Consider the following 21,889-nt stretch of genomic DNA (forward strand, 5'->3'; position numbering starts at 1 on the left):
TTAATTTCTTGAAATAATCACTATTAGTGAAAGTAAAACGGAAGCTATAGAGACAAATAGTGAAGCGTTTCTATTAAAACCAGCCGCCTGAACTTGAGCGTAATTAGGTTCAACAACAACTACATCATTTTGCTGAAGATAATAATAGTCTGAATCAATAAAATCAGAATTAGTTAAATCTATACTATGTGATGTTTGATTACCGTCAATATCTCTCAAAATAGTAATATTTTGTCGATTTCCATATATTGTTAAATCACCTGCGATACCAATCACTTGAAGCAAAGTTATGCGATTATGATCCAAATTAAAGGTTCCTGGATTATTTACCTCACCTAAAACAGTTACCTTAAAATTTACTATCCTGACGTCAACCACAGCATCATTAACATACTTATCGCGAATTTTATTTTGGAGAAAGTCAGTCATTTCTTCCCTAGTTTTACCTGCGGCATCAATACGGCCTAATAAAGGGTATACTATTTCACCACTATTATCCACCAAATATCCAAAAATCTGGCTTTGACCAACAACATTTAAATTATTTTGGTTAACAGGGTTAACAAATTGATTAAATGGCTGCACCAACTCCATATCCTTACTTGTGACTGTAATTCTTAAAATATCATCCTTTTTGATCAATGATTTGTAATTCAACTCTTTATTAGTTAAAGAACCGTCTATATCCTGCATGTATATTATTTTACTCTTAGATACACAAGAGCTGATCATGGTAACACCGATCATAATCAAAAATCCTTTCAATAATTTATTTTTCATTTCTTAATTAAGATATTTTTAAAGATTTACTTTCTTATCTAGCAATTCAAATACACTGTTTTTACTTATAAATTCTGGCACTAATTGTTTGATTTTGCTTACAATGTAGACATCATTTTCAGAAATAGCCGCGTTGGATATTTCTTCAACATGAATTAATACTGTTTGATGGTCTAAAGCCTTATCCTTTGCTATCATAATTTTTTTATGATGTGTGGGAAGTGTAGTAGAAGAATCGCTCAACAACTCCTCATATAATTTTTCACCTGGTCTTAAACCTATTATTTTAATATCTATATCTTCATATGGTTTAAAACCAGAAAGCTTAATCATTCTTTCCGCTAAATCCATTATTCTCACAGGTTTTCCCATATCAAACACAAAAATCTCTCCACCATTACCCATTGTTCCAGCTTGAAGAACTAATTGACAAGCTTCTGGAATAGTCATAAAGAATCTAATTATATCTGGATGGGTTACTGTAACTGGACCACCATTTTCTATTTGTCTCTTAAAATATGGTATTACAGATCCATTAGACCCTAAAACATTTCCAAATCTAGTCGTGATAAATTTCGTCGTTACATTATCTTTTTGTTGTAGTGCTTGGACATAAATTTCAGCAGCTCTTTTACTAGCGCCCATGACATTAGTAGGATTAACAGCTTTATCTGTGCTAACCATAACGAACCGATCTACATTATATTGAGCTGATAAGTCTGCTAAATTCACAGTTCCTAATATATTAACCGCAACAGCCTCCTTTGGATTTTTTTCTATCATAGGCACATGCTTGTAAGCCGCAGCATGAAAGACTACCGAAATGTTGTGAGCTTCAAAAACTTGCTGTAACCTCTCTCTGCATCTTACATCTGCCAAAATAACTTCATAATGAACCTCAGGAAAATCTTCTTTCAATTCTAACTCTAGGTCATATAACGGAGATTCAGCTTGATCTAAAATTAAAATACAATCTGGCTTATAGGTAGAAACTTGTCTTACGATCTCACTTCCTATGGATCCCGCACCACCAGTAATCAAAACATTTCTATTTTTCAAGTAACTAGATATCTGAGAATCGTCCAAGTGTATAGAGTCTCTTTCTAGTAAGTCTTCTATTTGAATCTCCTTTATCTTTGAAGTTACGTCTTCCTTATCTGTCCATTGAGTAATTTCTGGGACATTAAATATTTTAAGGTTATTAGATAAAGCCTTATCTACTAATTCATTTTTTTGAGTAATTGATAACTGAGAACCAGCTATAATAATTCCTGTTATTTTCATAGGAGCGATCCTATCGTAGAACTTACTACCGTATTTAATGATGGGTTTTCCTAATATCTTGATCCTCTGATGATCCTTTCTAAACGAAATAAAACCAGCTAGATTAAAATTTTGATTCTTCGAGGTTGATAACGCTTCAGCTAAGGCTATACTATCATCATTTACACCTACGATAAGAACATTATATGATTCTAATTTGCTTTGTGATACAAGAGAATACATTCTTTTGACTAGCAACCTAAAGGATAATAAAGCCACAAAGGTTATTGTAGTATTGACAAACAAAAAAGGCATTAGAAAGACCTTTTGATCAAATAAATAATAATAAGAATAATTCACTGCTATAACGACCAAAAGTGTTGAGGTACAAGCTATAGCAATTTTAAATACATCCACAAATGTACTATGCCTGATTAAACCAGAATAGGTACTAAATACAAAGAAGGAAGATAGGTATACTAATACGATAAATAAACCTTGCTGAAACAAAGAAAGGACTTTGTAAAACGTTGAATTTAAATTATCAATTATTAAAAAAGATATATAAAATGAACATATAGCTATAAATAAATCAATAGCTATTACCATCCAGCGTGGAAGGTATCTTAAATTTTTGAATTGAAGATTGTTATCTCCATTCCAAAAAATCGCTGCGACTCTATTTCTGAAGTATTTTGCTTTCATTTCCCTGACGCAAAAATAGGATAAAAAAAAAGGCAATGCGTGAACATTGCCCTTAAATTACTAAAATATAAGATTAATCTTTTATCAAAAAATAATTAACGCTTTAAAAGCATTTAAAAAATTTATTTAATTTTTTATAAATCTTTTTACCACAGTTCTAGTAGCTTGCTCAATATTCAATAAATAAATACCACTTTCTAATATCTGAAGGTTTTTAATTTCAATAACGCCATTCGCCGGTGATTCTTTAAATGATTTTACGACTTGACCTAAAGAGTTAAGCACTTTAATATTCACATCTTGACCAGAATCAAGATTTTCTATAGTTAAAATTGAATTGCCTAAAGGATTAGGGTATAATGTTACCGCTTTCGCGAAAGCGGAATCATCAACCGATAACGTACTATCACTAAACTTTATAGAAAACCTATCTGCTGCATAGCTCGATGGCTGTGAAGGATCAAAAACGACTGAAAAGCTATTAAGACCTTGGTTTAAAACTGTTTCTGTAAGTAGGTAGTGATCCACCCAAATTGCTTGAAGACTAGAGAAATCATTATTCACCTCAACGGTATAGTCGTTACCAGTTAATCCATTCAATTCTAAATTAATAATTTCACCATCTGAAGGTGTATTTGATTTAAGGATACTTAAAAATTGGTTGTTTTTAGATATTGCTAGGTTCTCATCTGGATTTTGAAACTTGACTGCACCAGCATCTATTACCTGATTAGCATCAAATCCCATTATAACACCATCTCTTGCAAGACCTGTATTCAACTCAGTATCTTTATACAATGAAATTGCTATCATCTCACCATTGTTAGAATTACGGTAAACATTGTTAGTGTCTGTAGAACTTACTTTGAAAGATTGCTTGAATCTCATACCAGGTGTTAAACCTGCATTATCACCATCTTCAGAAGTGACTACAAATACTGCTTGACCAGGCTGAAGAAATTGATCTACCTCAGAGCCTCCTACATTGTTCATGCTCAATCCAAAATCATATGTCACATAAGCTCCATTATCTCCTATCGTTGGGTCCCAAGCATAGTATACTGTTTCATTAATATCTTCCGTATCAGCATCTGCCATAAGGGTAGCAAAATTTACTTGAGCTTGATAAGGATTTGCAATGAAGTTGAACGCACCATCTGTAGTAGATAGATTGTTAATATCAACAAAGCTATTTGACAAAGCACCTTTAGTTCTTAAAATTGTACTCGTTGAAGGTGCGTTTGCTGTAGTAAGAGAAACACTTCTATCACCTCTTATAAATAATCTGTATGCATTTCCTGGCGATAGAGAATTTGCATTTGTATTAGTCACTCCTTGCCAAACTTGGCTTACATTGCTGTAAGTAAACATAGAAACCGCATTTGATCCAGATTGATCAAAACCATTAGCTAGAGTACCACCGGTAATATGCGTTCCAAAACCACTTTCATAACCCAAATCACCTGGGTTAAGTCCACTTTGTTGCCAGTTATCAAAGATACTTCCTGTAGAAGTCTCTACTGTAGATCCAACTAATCGATAAGCTCTTTTATCAGAATAATATTGTTCCACAGTTACATCTCCGATAATTGAACCGCTCAGTACAGGGGCAACAACAGCGCTTTTACCAGCGCTACTTGTTAATTTAAGATTACTATTAGTATTTAATGCGCCATTTGATAATGTAAGCACGCCTTCTAAACTAACTGCACCATTGAGACTAACACCGTTTGCATTGTTTAAAATTAAGTTTTCTAATATAATATTATCGACATTTAAGTTTTGTAAGTCTACGCCTGCAAAATTTATCGAGGCTTCACTACCCATTAATGTACTACCGGCTGGCGAACTTACATCACCTACTAAATTTAAAGTATTAGCTCCTAGGTCTAAACTTGAAGATCCTAAAAGTGTTAAATTATTCATATCCACATCTCCTGTAAATGCTATAGAGCCTTCTGCTATTAGAACATTATTGCTAGTTGTAGAATTACCTTCTGGAGTAGATGGTGTCCATGAAGAATTATTATAAACGTAATACGGAATACCTCTCAAATTACTTATTAGTGCATTATTTAAATCTCCATTCCCAAATCCAGGAGTTGCATTAGAAGCTGCGACTGTAGACCAGTTAGCTTCCATTGCTAACTCTGATAATGATACCAAATTGCTATTATAGCCCTTAGCGTTACCACTACCAGGACTCTCAACAGAAGCATTAGGATGTGTAATCGCCATATCATGAATTATATTTGAGCTTGCATCTCTAATTACAGCTGTATCATCACCATCAGAATTACCAAACGATCCCCAAGAGCCAGTAAAATAAGTTGCATTGTTAGAAGCAATAGTAACAGATAGGTCGGAAAAATCAGTATCAGGAGTAATAACTCCATCCACGTCACTGGCATTATAAACTACAATAATCGTTCCCGCTGATACAGCAGACCATGCCATGTCATTGCTAAAAGTCACAAAAGAGGTGAAGCTTCCATCGTCATTATCACCTAATTCAAAGCCACGCATATCAAGATTATTTTGAACTACTAATAATTCAGCCCATTCTTTTGACCCACCACTACCTTGAGACATTTCATTAATAATAACGCTTATAGCGACTGGATCTTGAACAAGGTAAGATTGCTCAGCAGATGTTGTTGTTTCTCTATCCATTACATTCATAACATTATCTGTTGCAACAATTTGAAAGTATACATTAGTACCGTCGGCTTGTGTAGGAATTTGAGCAAAATAAGTATCACCTCTATCGAGCATCATAGTTATAGGAGCTTGATCATAAACACCAGGTGAAAAACCATATTGAATTTCTACATTTGATAAACCCTCAGCATCAGTTACATCTGCTGCTACTCCTACTAGGTCTGATGATGTAGGACTACTAGGATTAATATCAATATTGGAAATTACAGGTGCTGGATTACTTGTACTTGAAGTATCTGTAACTTGAAATACCGATATGTCGTATCCATCACCTCCACCATTTTCGTTAAATTCAAATCCTACAATTAGACTAGTAGCACTTGAAACATCTAAACCTACTACTGAGTAATTTATCGAATCTCCGTTACTAGATGCTCCAATAGAAGTTTCTACTCTAGAACCTCCATCTAAAATATAGAAATAAGTAAAATTATCATCATTAGCTCCAGAATTTACTCCTGTAGCCATTATATTAGTTGATGATATGGAAGATACATCTATGTTCTGACTGAGAAATATTCCCTGACCACCCCAGTCGTCACTTTGTAATTCTCCAGACACAACTTTAAAACTATTTGCGGAACCATCAGTGCTTGGCGTTGTTGAGTAAGATAATTCCCAAGAATTGGGACTTAATCCAAATGGCCCAACTGATGTAGGACCAGCAACAGGTGGTGCCGAAGAAGTATGATCAGGAAAACCGTCTCCGTTATTGGAGAAATCAGCGTTATAAATAATCGTCTGAGCGTTTGAAAAAACAGCTGCACAAAAGGCTGCTAGTAGTAGTATTTTTTTCATTGTATAAATTTTTACGTCTTCAAAAATAAGAACTTAACAGTTTATCCCACTATTAAAAGTATTAACACTAGGTTAAGTTATTAAGTAGTATAGCAATAAATCTATTTATTTATAAATTCAAATAATACTTTTAAACTGAATTTATGGCTGTTTATCTTGATATTGGTAAACATAAAAAAGACAGTCGCTGTTTAAGAAATAGCGGCTGTTGATAAATATCAGATTATATTCTAAGTTTACTTCTTAAAAACCTTCAATATAGAACTTTTGATTCGCGATCTATCATTGTCGTTTAGATTAGAGCCAGAAGGTAGACAGAGCCCGTTTTCAAATAGTGTTTCACACACTTTATTCCCATAATAAGGAAAATCTTCACATAATGGCTGTAAATGCATAGGTTTCCAAAGTGGTCTGGACTCAATATTGTCTGCCTTTAGGGCTAGTCTTAAATCTTCTCTAGTGATACCGCCTGTTTTTGAGGAATCTACAAGAATTACAGTCAACCAGTGGTTAGACGCAATATCCTTACTGTATTCTTTTTGAACCCTTACTCCTTCAATATCCTTAAATATTTCTTGATAAAATTTGTTCATTCTTTGTCTCAAAACAATGTACTTATCAAGCACTTCCATTTGTCCACGACCTATTCCAGCGCTGATGTTGCTAAGCCTATAATTATAACCTACTTCACTATGTTGATAATGAGGAGCTTGATCTCTTGCTTGAGTAGCTAGAAAAACGGTCTTATCTTTTGTTTCTTTAGAATGACACACCAAGGCTCCACCACCGCTGGTAGTTATTACCTTGTTACCATTAAAGCTTAAAACTCCATAATCTCCAAATGTCCCACATTTTCTACTTTTATATGTGCTACCTAGCGCCTCTGCACTATCTTCTATAACTGGTATTTTGTGCGCTTTCGCGAAAGCATGAACCTCATCGATCTTATAAGGCATGCCGTATAAGTGGACGGCTAGTATTGCTTTAGGCTTTTTACCTTTAGAAATACGGTCTTCAACGGCTTCCTTGAGCGCTTTAGGGCAAATATTCCACGTATCTTTCTCACTATCTACTAAGATAGGTCTAGCTCCTAAATAAATTATAGGATTTACAGTTGCACAGAATGAAAAGCTTTGACATATAACTTCATCATCAGGACCAACACCTGCCTGAACAAGAGCTAAATGAATAGCTGCAGTTCCACTAGAAAGTGCTGCTATATGAGTATTTTCTTTTAAATATGACTCTAAATCTTTTTCAAACCCATTAATATTAGGACCGATAGGTGCAACCCAATTAGTATCAAAGGCTTGTTTTACAAAATTTAATTCTGATCCTGAAAGATGTGGGGATGAGAGCCATATTTTATTATCCATTAGAGTCAATCATTACTTAAAAATAGCTAAAATAGTTCTAAGAACGATAATCGTATCCAATTTGAGGCTCTTATTATCATAATATTCTAAATTCATTTTTACTTTATCGGGAAATAGAACCTCATCATTATATTTTTGAGGATTTTCCTGTTGCGCTAAAATTTGTTCCTCATTGCGGTATTTTAAGGCTGCAGAACTAGTTAAACCTGGTTTGAGAAGTAATACTCGTCTATCGCTTCCTTTTAATTGATCATAATAACCAGGTACATCAGGTCTTGGGCCTACAATAGCCATGTCACCTTTCCATATATTATAAAGCTGCGGTAATTCGTCTAACTTAGTTTTGCGTAAAATCTTACCTAGAGGTGTAACCTCACCCTCAAGCATTGTTTGTAATTTATAAATCGTAAATGGCTTTCCATACTGACCGATTCTTACCTGAGTAAATATCTTAATATGATAGATTAAATAACATAGACCTATCGTTATTAAACAGAATAATACAGTAATTAAATAAAACATTGCGCTTTTAATTATTCACTAAATCATATTTCTAAAAATAGTGTGTAAACAAATATGTGAAAATAAGTTACATCACTCATAACAGCTCGAGATCAATTTTAAATTCAATAAAAATTATATGATTATAAGCAAACGCCAGCAATCGCATAAATCAAATGGTAATTTGTATCATATAGTCAGTTTCATATCAAGAATAATTAAGAAAGGACTCTACAAAATTACAGATTCAAAATCATCACTATAAAAATAACCATCATTTAATTTAAATTCATAGTACAATTCATCAATGATTGCTTTTTTGGAAGTAAAGCCACTCCAGAAAATGACCTTAATTTTATCATTCTGTATAAAAGCTCCTGGATAAGGTCTTGAAGTAGCTCTAACTAATCTATCTACATATAGCATCGTCATATCTTGCGTTATTAATCCATCGGCTGGTTTTCTACCTTCCCAATAAGAAGCGTTTGCTTCATTTTGTTCATGAGCCGTCACCGTTCCTGCTAGAAGTTGAGGATATAATTTTTTAATGAGTATTTCATGAGCTTTATTTACTTTACTATACAAGGTGGTTGCATTCTCAGTACTCGCAATGGGAACTTCCTCTTGACCTAATATTAAACCGGTATCAACGCCTTCATCCATTTTAAAAAAAGTGACTCCTGTTTTATCAAGTCCTTTTAAAATAGCCCATGGAATAGCAGCTCGACCTCTACCTTCTGGTAGTAATGTAGGATGTGCGCCTATGGCACCTATTTTAGTTGCATTGATAACTTCCTTAGAAGCAATTTGTGACCAGCCTATAATAAACAACCAGTCTATATTGTGCTCCTTAATTGCATCAATTGCACTTTGATCATTAATATGATTTATTTTAATTAATGGTATATTTTTACTTTGCGCAAATTCATCTAAATAAATTCTTCCAGATTTTTTTACGGATTTATCATCTGGTAAAGTCATTAAAAGATCTAATGAACCATTGATCTCATAAATAGATTCTATACAACTTAACCCTATTTGTACACAGGTAACGAATGCAAATTTCATAAATTAAAATATTAATATGTTGGTGGTTTTTTAGTAAAGTAAACTACAGTCTTTAAAAGAATTTTTAAATCCATTTTTAAAGAAATTTTGTCGTAGTACTCGCCGTCAAATTTTGCTTTAATATTCTCGGGCATGTTATCATAAGAATTAACTTGAGCCCATCCAGTTAACCCAGGTCTTAAATTTAACGAACCATTTTCTTTTCTCAATTTAATTAATGAAAGTTGTTTCAATATAGGTGGTCTAGGGCCTATAAAACTCATATCGCCTACAAGTACATTAAAAAATTGAGGTAGTTCATCTAGATTTGTGCGCCTTATAAAAGTACCAAACGGAGTGATTTCTAGTTTATCTCTTTCTTTTGACTCTAAGTCAGGAGTATCAAGTGGCATACTTCTAAATTTGTAAAAAAGAAATTCTTCACCATTTTTACCCAGTCTTTTTTGTTTAAAAATAGGAGTACCAAAATCTTGAATATAAATAATTAAAGCGATAACCGTAAAAAGAGGCAGTAATATTATAAGTAAAAGAATTGATAACACTATATCAAAAAAACGCTTGAACAGTAAATACATAATTGCTTTAGAAATTTATTATATTCATAGCTGTTTGAAATGACTCACAATACATTTTACCAGCTTGTGATCCTCTTAAAACTGCTAGTGCAGTGATCGCCTCGTCACTTCTAGGATGGGGATAAGGTCTCATAACACCTTCATAAGCGTGTAGTGCTTTTAGCTTTTGCTCTACACCTATCTTTCCTACTTCTATAAAAGTATCTGGTCTAAAAGTCTGTCCATCTACAGGAAATGCCCAGTCTGTAGAAGAAGGAATTTCCATGAAATAAAATGCTTCAATAGGTTTAGTTGGTTTTCTTTGAAATAGTCTAGCTGCCGCTTGACATGCTTTAGAGGTATGGTAATGATCATTGTTGAGATCATAAGGGTGATGCGTTATGAGAACATCTGGTTCTATTTCTTCTATAATTTTTTCTATGTACTGGACTAATTCTAAATGCGCAACCGTATTGAACTTGATGTTAGGAAAATTTCCTAAAATAGGTTTTTCAGCACCCATATATTCTTGAGCCTTATTAGTATGAATTTTCAAATCCTCTTGATCTGGTTTATGTCTTCTAGCGTCTACAGAACCTGATAAAATGCAGTTATAAACTTTGTGCCCTTTTTGCGATAAGACATAAGAACTCGCGCCGAATCCTAAAGCCTCATCATCTGGATGAGCAGTAATTGTAAGAAATGTTTTCATAAGAATATTTTAAATTTTTAACCCAATTTTTACTACGTAAGCAACGTCCATTAGGATTATAACCAGTTGTTTGGGTAATCAATTATTTTTTTGGGATTCCATCCAATTTTTCTCGCCTTTTGATCACTGAAAGTTAATGAGTTAGTCATCTTTAAAAGTTGCCTTTTATTTATCGGCATTTTCTTTTTTAATATTTTTTGTAACATATCAGCACAATTTGCAATAATGAAAATAAAAAAATATGGTAAAGATATTGGTTTACGAACATTATAATGACTTGCAATTATGACTGATAACTGCTTAAATGATGGGTGATGTCCATCAGTTAGATTGTAAATACCTCCATAAGTAGCTACTTTAGGTAGAAAAGAAGCTACATCACTAGCGAATACCATTGATTTTCTTACGTTACCATCATCTATATTAAAATAATATCCTTTTCTAATTGCATTTATCATAGAATTTAAATTACCGGGAGGATTAACACCAAAAAGAAGTGGTAACCTTAATATTGTAATGACGACGTTATGCTTCTCTCCCCATTCTAACACGCTTTTCTCTGCCATTAATTTACTTTGACCATAAGGCTCTAAAGAATTTAAAGGCATATCTTCATTTATATCTTTTCCTACATCTAAGCCGTAAACCGAAACGGTACTGATAAAAATAAAATACTTTGGTTTTTTTATCAAGGCATTTAATAAGTTGGTAGTCCCTTTTAAATTGACATCATAGAATTCTTTCCTTTCCAAAGAGGTCTTAGGAATTGAATGAGCCTTTCCTGCAACATGTATGATACAATCATAGTGTTGCTCTATATTAAAATCATCCATTACAAGATCGGCAAAAATAGTAGAACTTTTTTTTCTTCCTAAAGTATGTACCTTAAAACCTAACTCTATCAACTCACTTAAGATATATTTACCTAAAAAACCAGAACTACCTGTAACCAAAACTTTCATCCCGTACTAATCTTTAAAAATTTCTACAAAACGAGATAAAACAATTTTCTTATCATAGCGTTCAACAGACAAATTTCGTGCATTTAATGACATTTTCCTCAGTGTATTAAAATCTGTATTGATTATTTCCATAATCGTTGTACAAATCATTTCTGTACTGCCCGATTCTACAAACCAGCCTATATTATTCTCCTTTAAAACATAATAAAGCTCAGAATATAAATCCCCAATATATAATATAGGTTTACCAGCAGCCAAAAGGTTATAAAATTTAGAAGGTACACCTAGTCCTACCATTCCTTTTTTTAAAGTAACAACGCCAATCGTAGAATTTGCTAGAAACTCATTCTGTTTAGAGCGTTCAATCCAACCCAATTTTTCTATATGAGAAAGATTATTATTTTTTATGAAATTATCTATAGTTGCTGAAAAGGCTCCATTACCAATAAAGGTAAAAGTATAATCTTCATTTCTAGTTTTATACAAAGCACTTAAAAGAGAATCAATTCCTTGCAATCTGCCTAAGTTACCTGCAAAAAGTAAGTTTTTAGATGACTGCTCATTTAAAATACTAGCTGAAATCCTCTCAGTATCAGCCCAATTCTCAATCACGTGAATTTGTACTTTATTGGCTACTTTATTTTGAAATATTGCTTTCATGTCCCTTCCCAACACAATAATACTGTGCATTTTTTTGAATGAACGATTAAAGAAAATTTCTAAAATTTTAAAAATAAAATTCTTAGATTTAAGAACATTCGATAGCAATAGATTTTCTGGAAAAACATCGTGAACTAATAAATTAATTTTCCACTTTTTAGATTTTGAATAAAAGCTTGCAATTAATAATAAAAAAATAGGATTAGTAACCATTAGGACTTTAGAGTCTGATGGAATCTCACTTTTCATTAATTGGAATAATTTGAAGGAAACTAAAAAATTACCAAAAACTCTAGAAAGTAGTTTATTTTTATTGTACCCATTTGATTTGATCCTAAAAATATCTATATCTGGTAGGGAATCAACTTTTTCAACTTTATCTTTCTTTTCATAATACTCAGGTCCACAGATAACCTTTACATTATAAGTTTTAGCCATTTCTGCAGCAATCTCAGTCATTATATATCCTGTAGAGATTGTTTCTGGATAAAAAAGTTCAGAAACTATATAAACATCTTGTTTACTCACGCCAAACTACTTTTTTGATATAATCAGTGTAGCTAATTATTATTCTAACCACTTTTTCACTTACGTTAGGCATTGAATAGTCAGACACCAATCGTAAATTTCTTTTATCATCAATATCTTGAAATTGAAGATGTTCTAAACCTTGTATAATGCGTTCTTTTTCTAATCCTACCATCATGACTGCACCTTCTTCCATTGCCTCTGGCCTTTCATGAGCTTCTCTAATGTTTAAAGCTCTAAAATTAAGAATACTTGATTCTTCAGAAATTGTACCACTATCTGATAAAACAGCAAAGGCATTAGCTTGAAGGTGATTGTAATCATTAAAACCTAGAGGTTTTAAAAATTTAATATTTTCATGCAATTTTAACTCAGCTTGGTCTATTCTGTTTTTAGTTCTTGGATGAGTAGAAAATATAATAGGGTAATTATATTTTTCGGCTATTTCATTAAGCGTGTCAAACAAGTTGAAAAAATTTCTATCACTGTTTATGTTTTCTTGTCTATGAGCTGAAATAACAAAATACTTACCATTTTCAAGATTTTGCTCTTTCAAGACGTTAGATTCTTTAATTTCCTTCATATAATAGTTAAGAACCTCAAACATAGGTGACCCAGTTTTGATGATTCTATCTGCTGGAAGACCTTCTCTCAACAAATATTCTCTTGCTATATCACTGTAAGTTAAATTAACGTCAGCTGTGTGATCTACAATTTTTCTATTTGTTTCTTCAGGTACTCGTTGATCAAAACACCTATTTCCTGCTTCCATGTGAAAAATGGGGATCTGACGCTTTTTAGCAGGAATAGCACATAAACAGCTGTTTGTATCACCTAAAACAAGAAAAGCTTCTGGCTTTAACTTCTCTAGTAATACATCTATCTTAATCATGATGTTACCCACAGTCTCCGCTGCATTTTTACCTGCTGCCTCTAAGAAATAATCTGGTTTACGTAATCCTAAATCATCAAAAAAGATTTGATTCAATTCATAGTCATAATTTTGTCCAGTATGAATTAATGTATGCTCAATTGCTGGAGATGCATCTAATGCTGCAAGAACTCTTGATAATCTTATTATTTCAGGTCGTGTTCCTACAACCGTGGCTACTTTTAATTTTTTCATTTTTTAAACTGTTTCAAAGTAAGTGTCTGCATCATTAGGATTATAAAATTCATTGATCCAAAACATTGTATATAATTCTTCATCACCTATATTTTTAATATTATGAGTATACCATATAGGCATATCCACGTAGGAAGGTTGATCACCATCAAGATAAAAGCTTAAAATTTCATCTGTATTTATTTTACGAAGTTCTATTAAAGCTTTTCCTTTAATCACAGAAAATCTTTCTATCTTTCTAGTATGGTAATGATTACCTCTGGTAACACCTGGTACGGTAGTAGAAAATGAAACTTGTCCATGTTGTTCTAATCTAATGATTTCTACAAAAGCTCCTCTATCGTCTTTATGTTGAGTGTAAACAACTGGAAAATGGTTCTTATGATCAATGAAACTCCTAAAAGTATTGAACATATTGAGCTCAAATTGATTCTCTAATGACGGCATTATACCTTTATTTAGGTAATCATTTTTATATCTATTTAATAAGTGAAGAACCTCGGTCACTTTATACGTCCCATCTTCAGGTACTGCAATCCTATTTATAGAACCTTGTTTATTATTTAATGGTTTTAACATCGCGTTAACGAGATTTTGAACATAAATCAAGTTAACCTCACTATCATTGACAACCTCTGGCGTACCATCATTGTTCAAAAGGTGACAAAAGGTAGAAACAAAAGAATTATAAAAAGGACTTCCAAAAGGTCCGTAAACATTAGGAATAATAAAACCTGTAAAACTAGCATTATTTTCTTTTGCCCAAAACTCTAACAGCTCTCTCCCTTTAAGTTTTGATTTACCGTATAAATTATCTTGAACTTCCTGAGAGGATGACGAAAACAAAATGTGTGGTTGTGAGCTAGTTCTATTTAATGATTCGATCAATTCTTTTACCAAATTAACATTAGTATCATATATAAATTGCTGATCTTCATGTCTATTCATAGCTGCAAGATGGTAAATAACGTCACAACTTGAAACAAATTGATCTAAAGAGCTTTTATCTGCAAAAAAAGATTTATCATAATTAATGATTTCATACTCATCTGGAAACAACTTTAAATTATTAAGAATATGACGTCCTAAAAATCCTTCTTGTCCAGTAATTCCAATTTTTTTCATTGTCGTTTTTCTATTATAGTATCAAAATAGTCCAATTCAAATCTTACCTCATCTTTAATCGCATTAAGAGAGTAATTTGAGAATACTCCCAAACAGTGTTCTTTAGTCTTTGCTTTTATACAAGAAACATAACCAGGTGGGACGTATAAAACCTGAGGTTTATCGCATGACAATTCAAATAGGCTACATCTAACCTTATCACCTTTTTTATAATCTTCAAAAGCAATTAAACTTAATGAAATAGTTCCTTTCAGAGATTGAAACCACCTGCTTTCTATTTTATGGCCTTGCCATCCTCTCTCAAAGTTAGTATCACAGTTAGAAATTTGATAAAATCTTCGTATTTCTTTTAAATCAAAATCATTAACAAAAATCACGCTGCCACGACTATCTTCCACACTGCCTCCGTTAATTATATAGGGTTCTTTTATTTTATTGCTTTCGCGAAAGCGCATCCTTAATTATTTTTAGTTTTTCTATAAGCACTTTCATGCCAGTTGCATCTAACTGTTGGGTATTATGAGAGTGATAGTCATCCACAGTGGATATATCTTGTTCACCTTCTGAAAAGAATTGAGCATAATTAAGATCCCGATTATCTGCAGGTATTCTAAAGAAATCACCCATATCTTCTGCTTTCAACATCTCCTCTCTAGTACAAAGGGTTTCGTATAATTTCTCACCATGTCTAGTGCCTATTACTTTAACAGGATTTTCTACATTAAATATTTGTTTCATGGCAGTTACAAGATCTCCTATCGTTCCTGCTGGGGCTTTGTTTACAAATAAATCTCCAGATTTACCGTGCTCAAAAGCAAACAGAACTAATTCTACAGCGTCATCGAGTGACATAAGAAATCTTGTCATATTAGGGTCTGTGACGGTAAGACTTTCTCCTGATTCTATTTGATCTATAAATAATGGTATTACAGATCCTCGACTTGCCATCACATTTCCATATCTCGTAAGGCAAACTGTGGTTTTAGTGAGATTACGTGATGCTGCTATTGCAACTTTCTCCATCAATGCTTTAGAAATTCCCATAGCATTTATAGGGTAAGCTGCTTTATCTGTGCTAAGGCAAATAACCTTATTTACTTCACATATCTCAGCGGCATCGATTACATTTTGCGTTCCTATTACATTTGTTCTAGTTGCCTCCATAGGAAAAAACTCACAGGAAGGAACTTGTTTTAATGCAGCTGCATGAAATACATAGTCTACTCCACGCATAGCTTTTAAAATACTATCACTATTCCTAACATCGCCTATGTAGAACTTTAATTTAGGATTATTGAATGCCTTACGCATGTCATGCTGCTTTTTCTCATCTCTAGAAAAAATTCGTATTTCTTTAAAATGGTCAGTATCAATAAATCTTTTAAGAACTGCATTTCCAAATGAACCTGTTCCTCCTGTAATTAACAATGTCTTACTCTTCATTTCTTTAAATTCTGGTCTGTTTACAACCATCAAGTGGTTGAGTTATAAACAATTTGATTTACTATTGAATTACTAATCTTTCAAAACTATTGATATATGAATCACTAACACTTTTCAAGGAAGTATTGTTAAAACCATAAAATGTCAAGCTATTTGCCACGGCAGCTTCATAGTCGTTAATTGAATCTCCAATGAGTATAGTTTCATTTGAATCATATTTATTCTCAAACATTAAATCTGAAACAAGTTTGTTTTTAGGTGTAGGAGACCCATGAATAGAATTAAAGTAAACTGCTAAGCCTAATTCCTTACAGATAAATCTCAGTTCTTCTTGATCAGATCCCGAGACAATGTGAAAATTATAATTTGAATGGTTTGCTTCAATAAAATCTACTGTTTCTTTAATAAGGTTTTTTTTATCAGTTAATTCACTCCTCATTAAATCAGAAAAAGCGGTGGCGTGAACTAATACTTCTTCGTCAGAAATATTTTTATTTAAAATAGACTCATAAAAGTATCTAATTTTAACATATCTAGAAAGACCTCCATTCACACGATGATAATCTATCAGTTTGTCAACCTTTTCCTTATCAAAATGTTCAAAAATCTCTCTAAATCCCCAATCTCTAACTTTCATTGAATCTAAAATGACACCATCAAAATCCCAAAGTATGTTTTTTATTTTCATTGTAATTTTTTTAAGGCATTCTCTACTTTAATTATGTCTCCAGGATTATCTACCGCTATGGTTTCGGTTTCCATCATTACCATTCTAATTTTTATATCAAAATCCATAAATCTCAAGATTTCAATATCTTCAAAACTTTCAAATAAACTTTTTGTATTATTTGAACCATAGATCTCTAGCTCTTCATAGCTAAAGGCATAGATACAAACCTGTTTTAGGTAAGTAGGTTTAAATTTCATGTTACTGTCTTTAATACCAGGAATAGGTAAACGAGACATATAAATCAAATCATTATGTTTATTTACAAGAACTTTAGGAATATTAATATCTTTAGGATCTTCTTGAGTTGACATGGGTAGCATGCCATTCACAACGAGATTCATGTTTACTTTTTTTTCTACGATGATTTTGAGAATATCTTCAGGAGATACCATAGGTTCATCTCCTTGAACATTTAAGTAAATATCAGCGTTGACTATTTTTGCAAATTCCCAAATCCTGTCAGTTCCAGTTTTGCAATTATCTGGAGTCATGACACACTGATATCCTGAGGAAATGACTAGATCATAAATCCTTTGGTCGTCGGTAGCCACAAATGTATTATCCTTACCTATAGCTTTTTCAACTTGCTCTGCAACATGAATGATCATAGGTTTTTTATTTATCAACGCAAGTGGCTTACCTTCAAATCTGGAAGACTTATATCTTGCTGGGATTACTCCTACAACTTTCATTATTATTTTATTTTGCTATAGATAGAACTTTCCTTTATTTGATACTTTGTGCTTGTAAGAGAAGAAAAGTTGATGTCTTGAGACTTAATTTTATCAAATAAATATTGGTTTTCTTTTGCTATATCAAATTCAGATTTATTTACAGTGATATCGTAACCATCAAAGCCAATAAAATCTAAGTTTTTAATACTTAAATAAAGACATATATCTATGGCTATAGCAAGAGGTGAGTCTTGATATTGATCGGTAAAGGTAGCTTCTGATAGCTCGAAGGTGTGATTCAATATTTCTTTCGGGACAAAAGACCCCATACTTCTTTTAGACGGTAATACACATTTATGCTCAATTAAAGATAAATTATCAAATACTTTTTGCAGTCTATAACCTTCATTACCAGCTAAACAATAAAATTGAGGAACTTCAAAGGTGTTAAAAACCTCTGCGTACCTTGTTCCCGCATGTATAATACAAAGACCATCATCTTTGTAAAGCTCTATATACGATTTAACAGCTTTAAAATTAGACAAGGTAGAATCGCCTCCTCCAATAATAATAGCCCTATTAAAAGATGCGTCACGAGGAAGAAGATCAAAACTATTAACATCTCCTTCTATTACTTGTTCTTGTAATGCGTTTACAATTCCACCTATCGAATATCTCCTTTTTGATATCCAACTCATTACATCTTTTTGAGGAAGAGAGTATGCACCAGAAATCATGTAAGGTAAATTTGTTCCCCATTTATGATATTCTTGTAATTTCTCAAAATCTGCGACCACATCACTGAGTTTGTCAAAAGACACATCCCAATTCAATTTAGATGCAAAATAAGTCATTAGAAGTTCCGTTTTGAGGTTTCCAGCACCTCTTCCCATCCCTGTTATAGTAGAATCTATTATACTACAACCACAGTCAATTGCTGTTATACTATTTATCAAACCCATTTCAAGATTATCGTGACCGTGAAAACCAATTTGACAATTAGTTTTTGATTTAACTAACTTTGCTATTTGTTCTACATCTTTAGGGAAAACACCTCCATAAGAGTCTACCATATAAAAGTAGTCAACAAGACCATCTATTAAAGGAATCTTTTCAATAAAATCCTTGTTTTCAATCCATGATGACATGTACATTATATTAAAACCTACTTCAAATCCTTTTTCTTTAATTGCCTTTGCTAGAGGAATTGCTTTATCAAAACTATTTGGAGAGATCGCAATTCTAACCATTGATATAAAATTGACACAAGGATCTAATAGATCATCAATATCTTGAATACCTACATTTTTCTCGTCTAAAATGATCACCAGTTTTTTGTTAGGCATCATACCCTTAAGCTCTTTCATCTTATAGACTGGACAATAAAAATATTCTCCTAAATAACCATCTAATTCTACACTACGATATCCTATTTCCACATAGTCTATAGGTAGCGATTCCATAGCAGAGCAATAATCCTTAACTAATTGCTTATCAAAATCCCAATTAGTGTAGTATCCTCCATCTCTTAAAGTACAGTCGAGTAATTTAAGTCCTTTTTTCATCTATTTTCTTTTTATATGATTCTATTATCCAACTCTCGAGTTCGTGAAAACTAAAAGCTTGATTTATCTCTTCAGTCTGTAACGATGGGAAATTGGAAAAAAAAGTTCTATCCTTGTTATTCAACAAAATAGCCGATGACATAGAATTATTATATAACGCCTCTAATAAAATTGTAGATTTTCTTGAAAAACAAATATTTCCAGTTATTGCATTGTTAAAATTTTCAATTATTTCTACATCATAATCATCATAATCTTCCTCTCGTTCTTTAGGATGGAGCTTTAAACTTAATATCATGTTTTGCTTTTTAAAAAGCGGTAATAGACCTCTTATTATATCATGGTTAACAAAACTTTCTCTAGGCTCAGAAAAATAAACAATTTTAATATCATTATTATCAGTTTGTTTTTTTCTAAATATAGAAGTAATGAACTCCTTATCAAATACAAACTTACTGGTTTTATAAAGATTATTGAAGTATTTAACTGCAAAATCGCTAGTTGCATAAAATATATCACCAGTGAAGCACTTCGGGAATTTAAACCCATATTCTAGACCGTGTGGAATACCTATCAATTGAACCTTATATTTTTTAGCTAATTTTGACTCCACCATAGCAAAGCGATCTAAGTTATTGCTCGTAAAAAGTCTATCCAAATTATTTTGTTTAAGATAGGCATCTAGAACTTTTTTGTACAAGTTTAAATGTACTAATCGTTTTCCGTAAAATTCATTAATCAAATGAATTGAATTAGTACCTTGATAAGATATGATTAATTTTTTAAGAGAGCTGTATTGATTGAATGAAGTAAACAGGGATGTGCATACCCATGAACATCGTATGGTTCTACTAAAATATTTATAAATAGAAGTTTTATCATAAGGATCTTCATACTCACATCTCATGTTTAAAGACTCGACTTTATTTTTTAGAGCCGTTGTTCTAACGATGGTGATATCTCCTTTAATCTTTTTAAGTTTTTTCTTCGATATTTTTATCATTAAAAAAATTAGGAAAATACTTGAACTGAAAATATGAAAAAAAAACATACACCAGTTCAAAAACTTTACAAAATAGAAAGAACCTTTAATATATAAATCATGCTTGCTTGCGATATCAGAAAGATAAAAAAACAGCATATTAGATGATTGAAGTGCGTCAATCTCAGTAATTTTATTAGTTACTACAAAAGATTCTAAAACAAGAAAATTCTGAGTAAAGTTCAAATAAAGCTCATTAACGAAAAAGGAATCGTTATTGTAATCTTCGACATTTCCTTTAGCTTTTTCGAAAAATTCAAGGTCGTATAAATCCTCCAATATGAAAGATTCACCTTGAAAATTAATTGTATCACCAACGATTACTACTTTCATAAGCTTGATTTAATATATTTCCTTTCCATACGGTAACTAACGATTAACATCACCAATGCCATAAATAGGTTTGAAGAAAGTATAGACAAAGGCGCGACAATAATTCCTTGAAGTGGCAAAAAAACACTTAAAATTATTATGTTAAGTATTGCTCCTAGAAAATAAATCAACAATGTTATGTGCGTTTTCAAAGCGTAAGTAAGATATATTCCCATAACACCGGCAAAGACAACAAAGAACTCAGAAATTACTAGCAAGCTATATAAATAGCTATAATCGGTGTAACTAGAAGCGCCCATTAACCAATATATTTCGTCTCGAAATATAATTGATAAAATAGATATTATTATCATAATCAAAAGAACTCCCAAACGTATTCTATGTATAAATCTAATGTTTTTTAGTTTAATTTCTCTAAAATATAAAACAGGGAAAAACATTAATAAAAGACTTGAAAAAAGCTTGACACTCAGTAAGACACGAGTGGAAATTGCATATTTAGAAAGTTCAACTAAATCAAACTCATTTTTAATTAAGAATTGAGAGGAGACATCTAAAGACAATCTTACAATCACAGCTCCTAAACCTGGTAAGGAATAAAAAAGGATCTTTTTCCAAGTAATCACCTCCAAATTGACTTTAATTTTCTCTTTAGTGAAATAGAAAAAAAGAGCTAATGCAAAACCCAACCCATATGCAAATAAAACATAATTAGGTTTTATTGATTTAAAATACAAAAGTATTAATAATGTTATCAATGTAAAAACAGCAACAATTATCTTAAGAAAGTTAACCTTTTTTACTTTCATTAAAGATCTAAAAAAATATAACCGCTCTTCGTAAAAAATAAAAAATGGGAATAATAAAGCGATATAACTTTTAGTCAAGTAAAAAGCAAACAACTCTAAACAAACAAAGGCTATAAAATTAACAATTTTGACTTTTTTAAATAGCGAAATGTTATTTCCCGCAATGTTAAACCTAAGATATCCCCTATACAGTAACATAGATGAAACATAGGCTGCAAACTCTAAAACACTTTTATTGTAGTTATAAAGACCCAATTCGGCTTTTGACATATTTTTATTCACAATAATAGAAATACATAGAGCTATTGCTGAAGAAATAAAAAAACCAATTCCAAATGCAATAAAATCAATTAAATATTTTGCTTTTTCTTTGGATAATTTTGACAATACAAATCTTAAAATTTTCAATTTCAT

Annotated in this window: 19 protein-coding genes; all 19 read right to left on the bottom strand. The window is 32.0% G+C overall.

Going from position 1 to position 21,889, the window contains the following annotated elements:
* Nucleotides 1–780 (bottom strand): polysaccharide biosynthesis/export family protein, encoded by a 780-nt coding sequence (locus tag DDD_RS16715; protein ID WP_041567244.1) that lies wholly within the window; start codon nt 778–780, stop codon nt 1–3.
* A gap of 18 nt (nt 781–798) precedes the next feature.
* Nucleotides 799–2,748, bottom strand: a complete 1,950-nt coding sequence (locus tag DDD_RS16720; protein WP_041567245.1) for a polysaccharide biosynthesis protein — start codon at nt 2,746–2,748, stop codon at nt 799–801.
* A gap of 126 nt (nt 2,749–2,874) precedes the next feature.
* Nucleotides 2,875–6,267, bottom strand: coding sequence for a T9SS type A sorting domain-containing protein (locus DDD_RS16725; protein ID WP_015364151.1), 3,393 nt, complete (start codon nt 6,265–6,267; stop codon nt 2,875–2,877).
* 236 nt (nt 6,268–6,503) lie between these two features.
* The gene (locus DDD_RS16730) at nt 6,504–7,643 is read right to left on the bottom strand and encodes a DegT/DnrJ/EryC1/StrS family aminotransferase (protein ID WP_015364152.1); all 1,140 of its coding nucleotides are present in this window, start codon (nt 7,641–7,643) and stop codon (nt 6,504–6,506) included.
* Between the two features lie 12 nt (nt 7,644–7,655).
* Nucleotides 7,656–8,165 carry a sugar transferase gene (locus DDD_RS16735; RefSeq protein WP_052329279.1) on the bottom strand — a complete coding sequence of 170 codons (510 nt, stop codon included), beginning with the start codon at nt 8,163–8,165 and terminating at the stop codon, nt 7,656–7,658.
* Between the two features lie 210 nt (nt 8,166–8,375).
* On the bottom strand, nt 8,376–9,212 hold the full coding sequence (locus DDD_RS16740) for a formyltransferase family protein (protein WP_041567247.1): 837 nt from the start codon (nt 9,210–9,212) through the stop codon (nt 8,376–8,378).
* Between the two features lie 11 nt (nt 9,213–9,223).
* A complete protein-coding gene (locus tag DDD_RS16745; RefSeq protein WP_015364155.1) occupies nt 9,224–9,787 on the bottom strand; it encodes a sugar transferase in 564 nt (187 codons plus the stop codon).
* Between the two features lie 7 nt (nt 9,788–9,794).
* Nucleotides 9,795–10,478 (bottom strand): PIG-L deacetylase family protein, encoded by a 684-nt coding sequence (locus DDD_RS16750; protein ID WP_015364156.1) that lies wholly within the window; start codon nt 10,476–10,478, stop codon nt 9,795–9,797.
* A 56-nt stretch (nt 10,479–10,534) separates the two neighbouring features.
* The gene (locus DDD_RS16755; RefSeq protein ID WP_015364157.1) at nt 10,535–11,440 is read right to left on the bottom strand and encodes an NAD-dependent epimerase/dehydratase family protein; all 906 of its coding nucleotides are present in this window, start codon (nt 11,438–11,440) and stop codon (nt 10,535–10,537) included.
* A 6-nt stretch (nt 11,441–11,446) separates the two neighbouring features.
* Nucleotides 11,447–12,628 (bottom strand): glycosyltransferase family 4 protein, encoded by a 1,182-nt coding sequence (locus DDD_RS16760; protein WP_015364158.1) that lies wholly within the window; start codon nt 12,626–12,628, stop codon nt 11,447–11,449.
* Nucleotides 12,621–13,754 (bottom strand): non-hydrolyzing UDP-N-acetylglucosamine 2-epimerase, encoded by a 1,134-nt coding sequence (gene wecB / locus DDD_RS16765; protein ID WP_015364159.1) that lies wholly within the window; start codon nt 13,752–13,754, stop codon nt 12,621–12,623. Before wecB ends, DDD_RS16760 begins: the two co-directional genes overlap by 8 nt.
* 3 nt (nt 13,755–13,757) lie before the next feature.
* Nucleotides 13,758–14,879 carry a polysaccharide biosynthesis C-terminal domain-containing protein gene (locus DDD_RS16770; RefSeq protein WP_015364160.1) on the bottom strand — a complete coding sequence of 374 codons (1,122 nt, stop codon included), beginning with the start codon at nt 14,877–14,879 and terminating at the stop codon, nt 13,758–13,760.
* On the bottom strand, nt 14,876–15,334 hold the full coding sequence (locus tag DDD_RS16775) for a cupin domain-containing protein (RefSeq protein ID WP_015364161.1): 459 nt from the start codon (nt 15,332–15,334) through the stop codon (nt 14,876–14,878). Before DDD_RS16775 ends, DDD_RS16770 begins: the two co-directional genes overlap by 4 nt.
* Nucleotides 15,312–16,322: a polysaccharide biosynthesis protein gene (locus DDD_RS16780; RefSeq protein ID WP_174270039.1), complete on the bottom strand. Its 1,011-nt coding sequence runs from the start codon at nt 16,320–16,322 to the stop codon at nt 15,312–15,314. Before DDD_RS16780 ends, DDD_RS16775 begins: the two co-directional genes overlap by 23 nt.
* Nucleotides 16,323–16,383: 61 nt before the next feature.
* The gene (locus DDD_RS16785; RefSeq protein WP_015364163.1) at nt 16,384–17,010 is read right to left on the bottom strand and encodes an HAD family hydrolase; all 627 of its coding nucleotides are present in this window, start codon (nt 17,008–17,010) and stop codon (nt 16,384–16,386) included.
* The gene (locus DDD_RS16790; RefSeq protein ID WP_015364164.1) at nt 17,007–17,744 is read right to left on the bottom strand and encodes a 3-deoxy-manno-octulosonate cytidylyltransferase; all 738 of its coding nucleotides are present in this window, start codon (nt 17,742–17,744) and stop codon (nt 17,007–17,009) included. Before DDD_RS16790 ends, DDD_RS16785 begins: the two co-directional genes overlap by 4 nt.
* A 2-nt stretch (nt 17,745–17,746) precedes the next feature.
* Entirely contained in the window at nt 17,747–19,291 is a 1,545-nt protein-coding gene (locus DDD_RS16795) for an aldolase catalytic domain-containing protein (protein ID WP_015364165.1), read from the bottom strand.
* The gene (locus DDD_RS16800; protein WP_015364166.1) at nt 19,275–20,666 is read right to left on the bottom strand and encodes a hypothetical protein; all 1,392 of its coding nucleotides are present in this window, start codon (nt 20,664–20,666) and stop codon (nt 19,275–19,277) included. The genes DDD_RS16795 and DDD_RS16800 overlap by 17 nt, the downstream gene beginning before the upstream one ends.
* Complete coding sequence (locus DDD_RS16805) at nt 20,663–21,889, bottom strand: MATE family efflux transporter (RefSeq protein ID WP_015364167.1); 1,227 nt, start codon at nt 21,887–21,889, stop codon at nt 20,663–20,665. Before DDD_RS16805 ends, DDD_RS16800 begins: the two co-directional genes overlap by 4 nt.

Origin of the sequence: Nonlabens dokdonensis DSW-6 (assembly GCF_000332115.1) — a bacterium.
Taxonomy (GTDB): domain Bacteria; phylum Bacteroidota; class Bacteroidia; order Flavobacteriales; family Flavobacteriaceae; genus Nonlabens; species Nonlabens dokdonensis.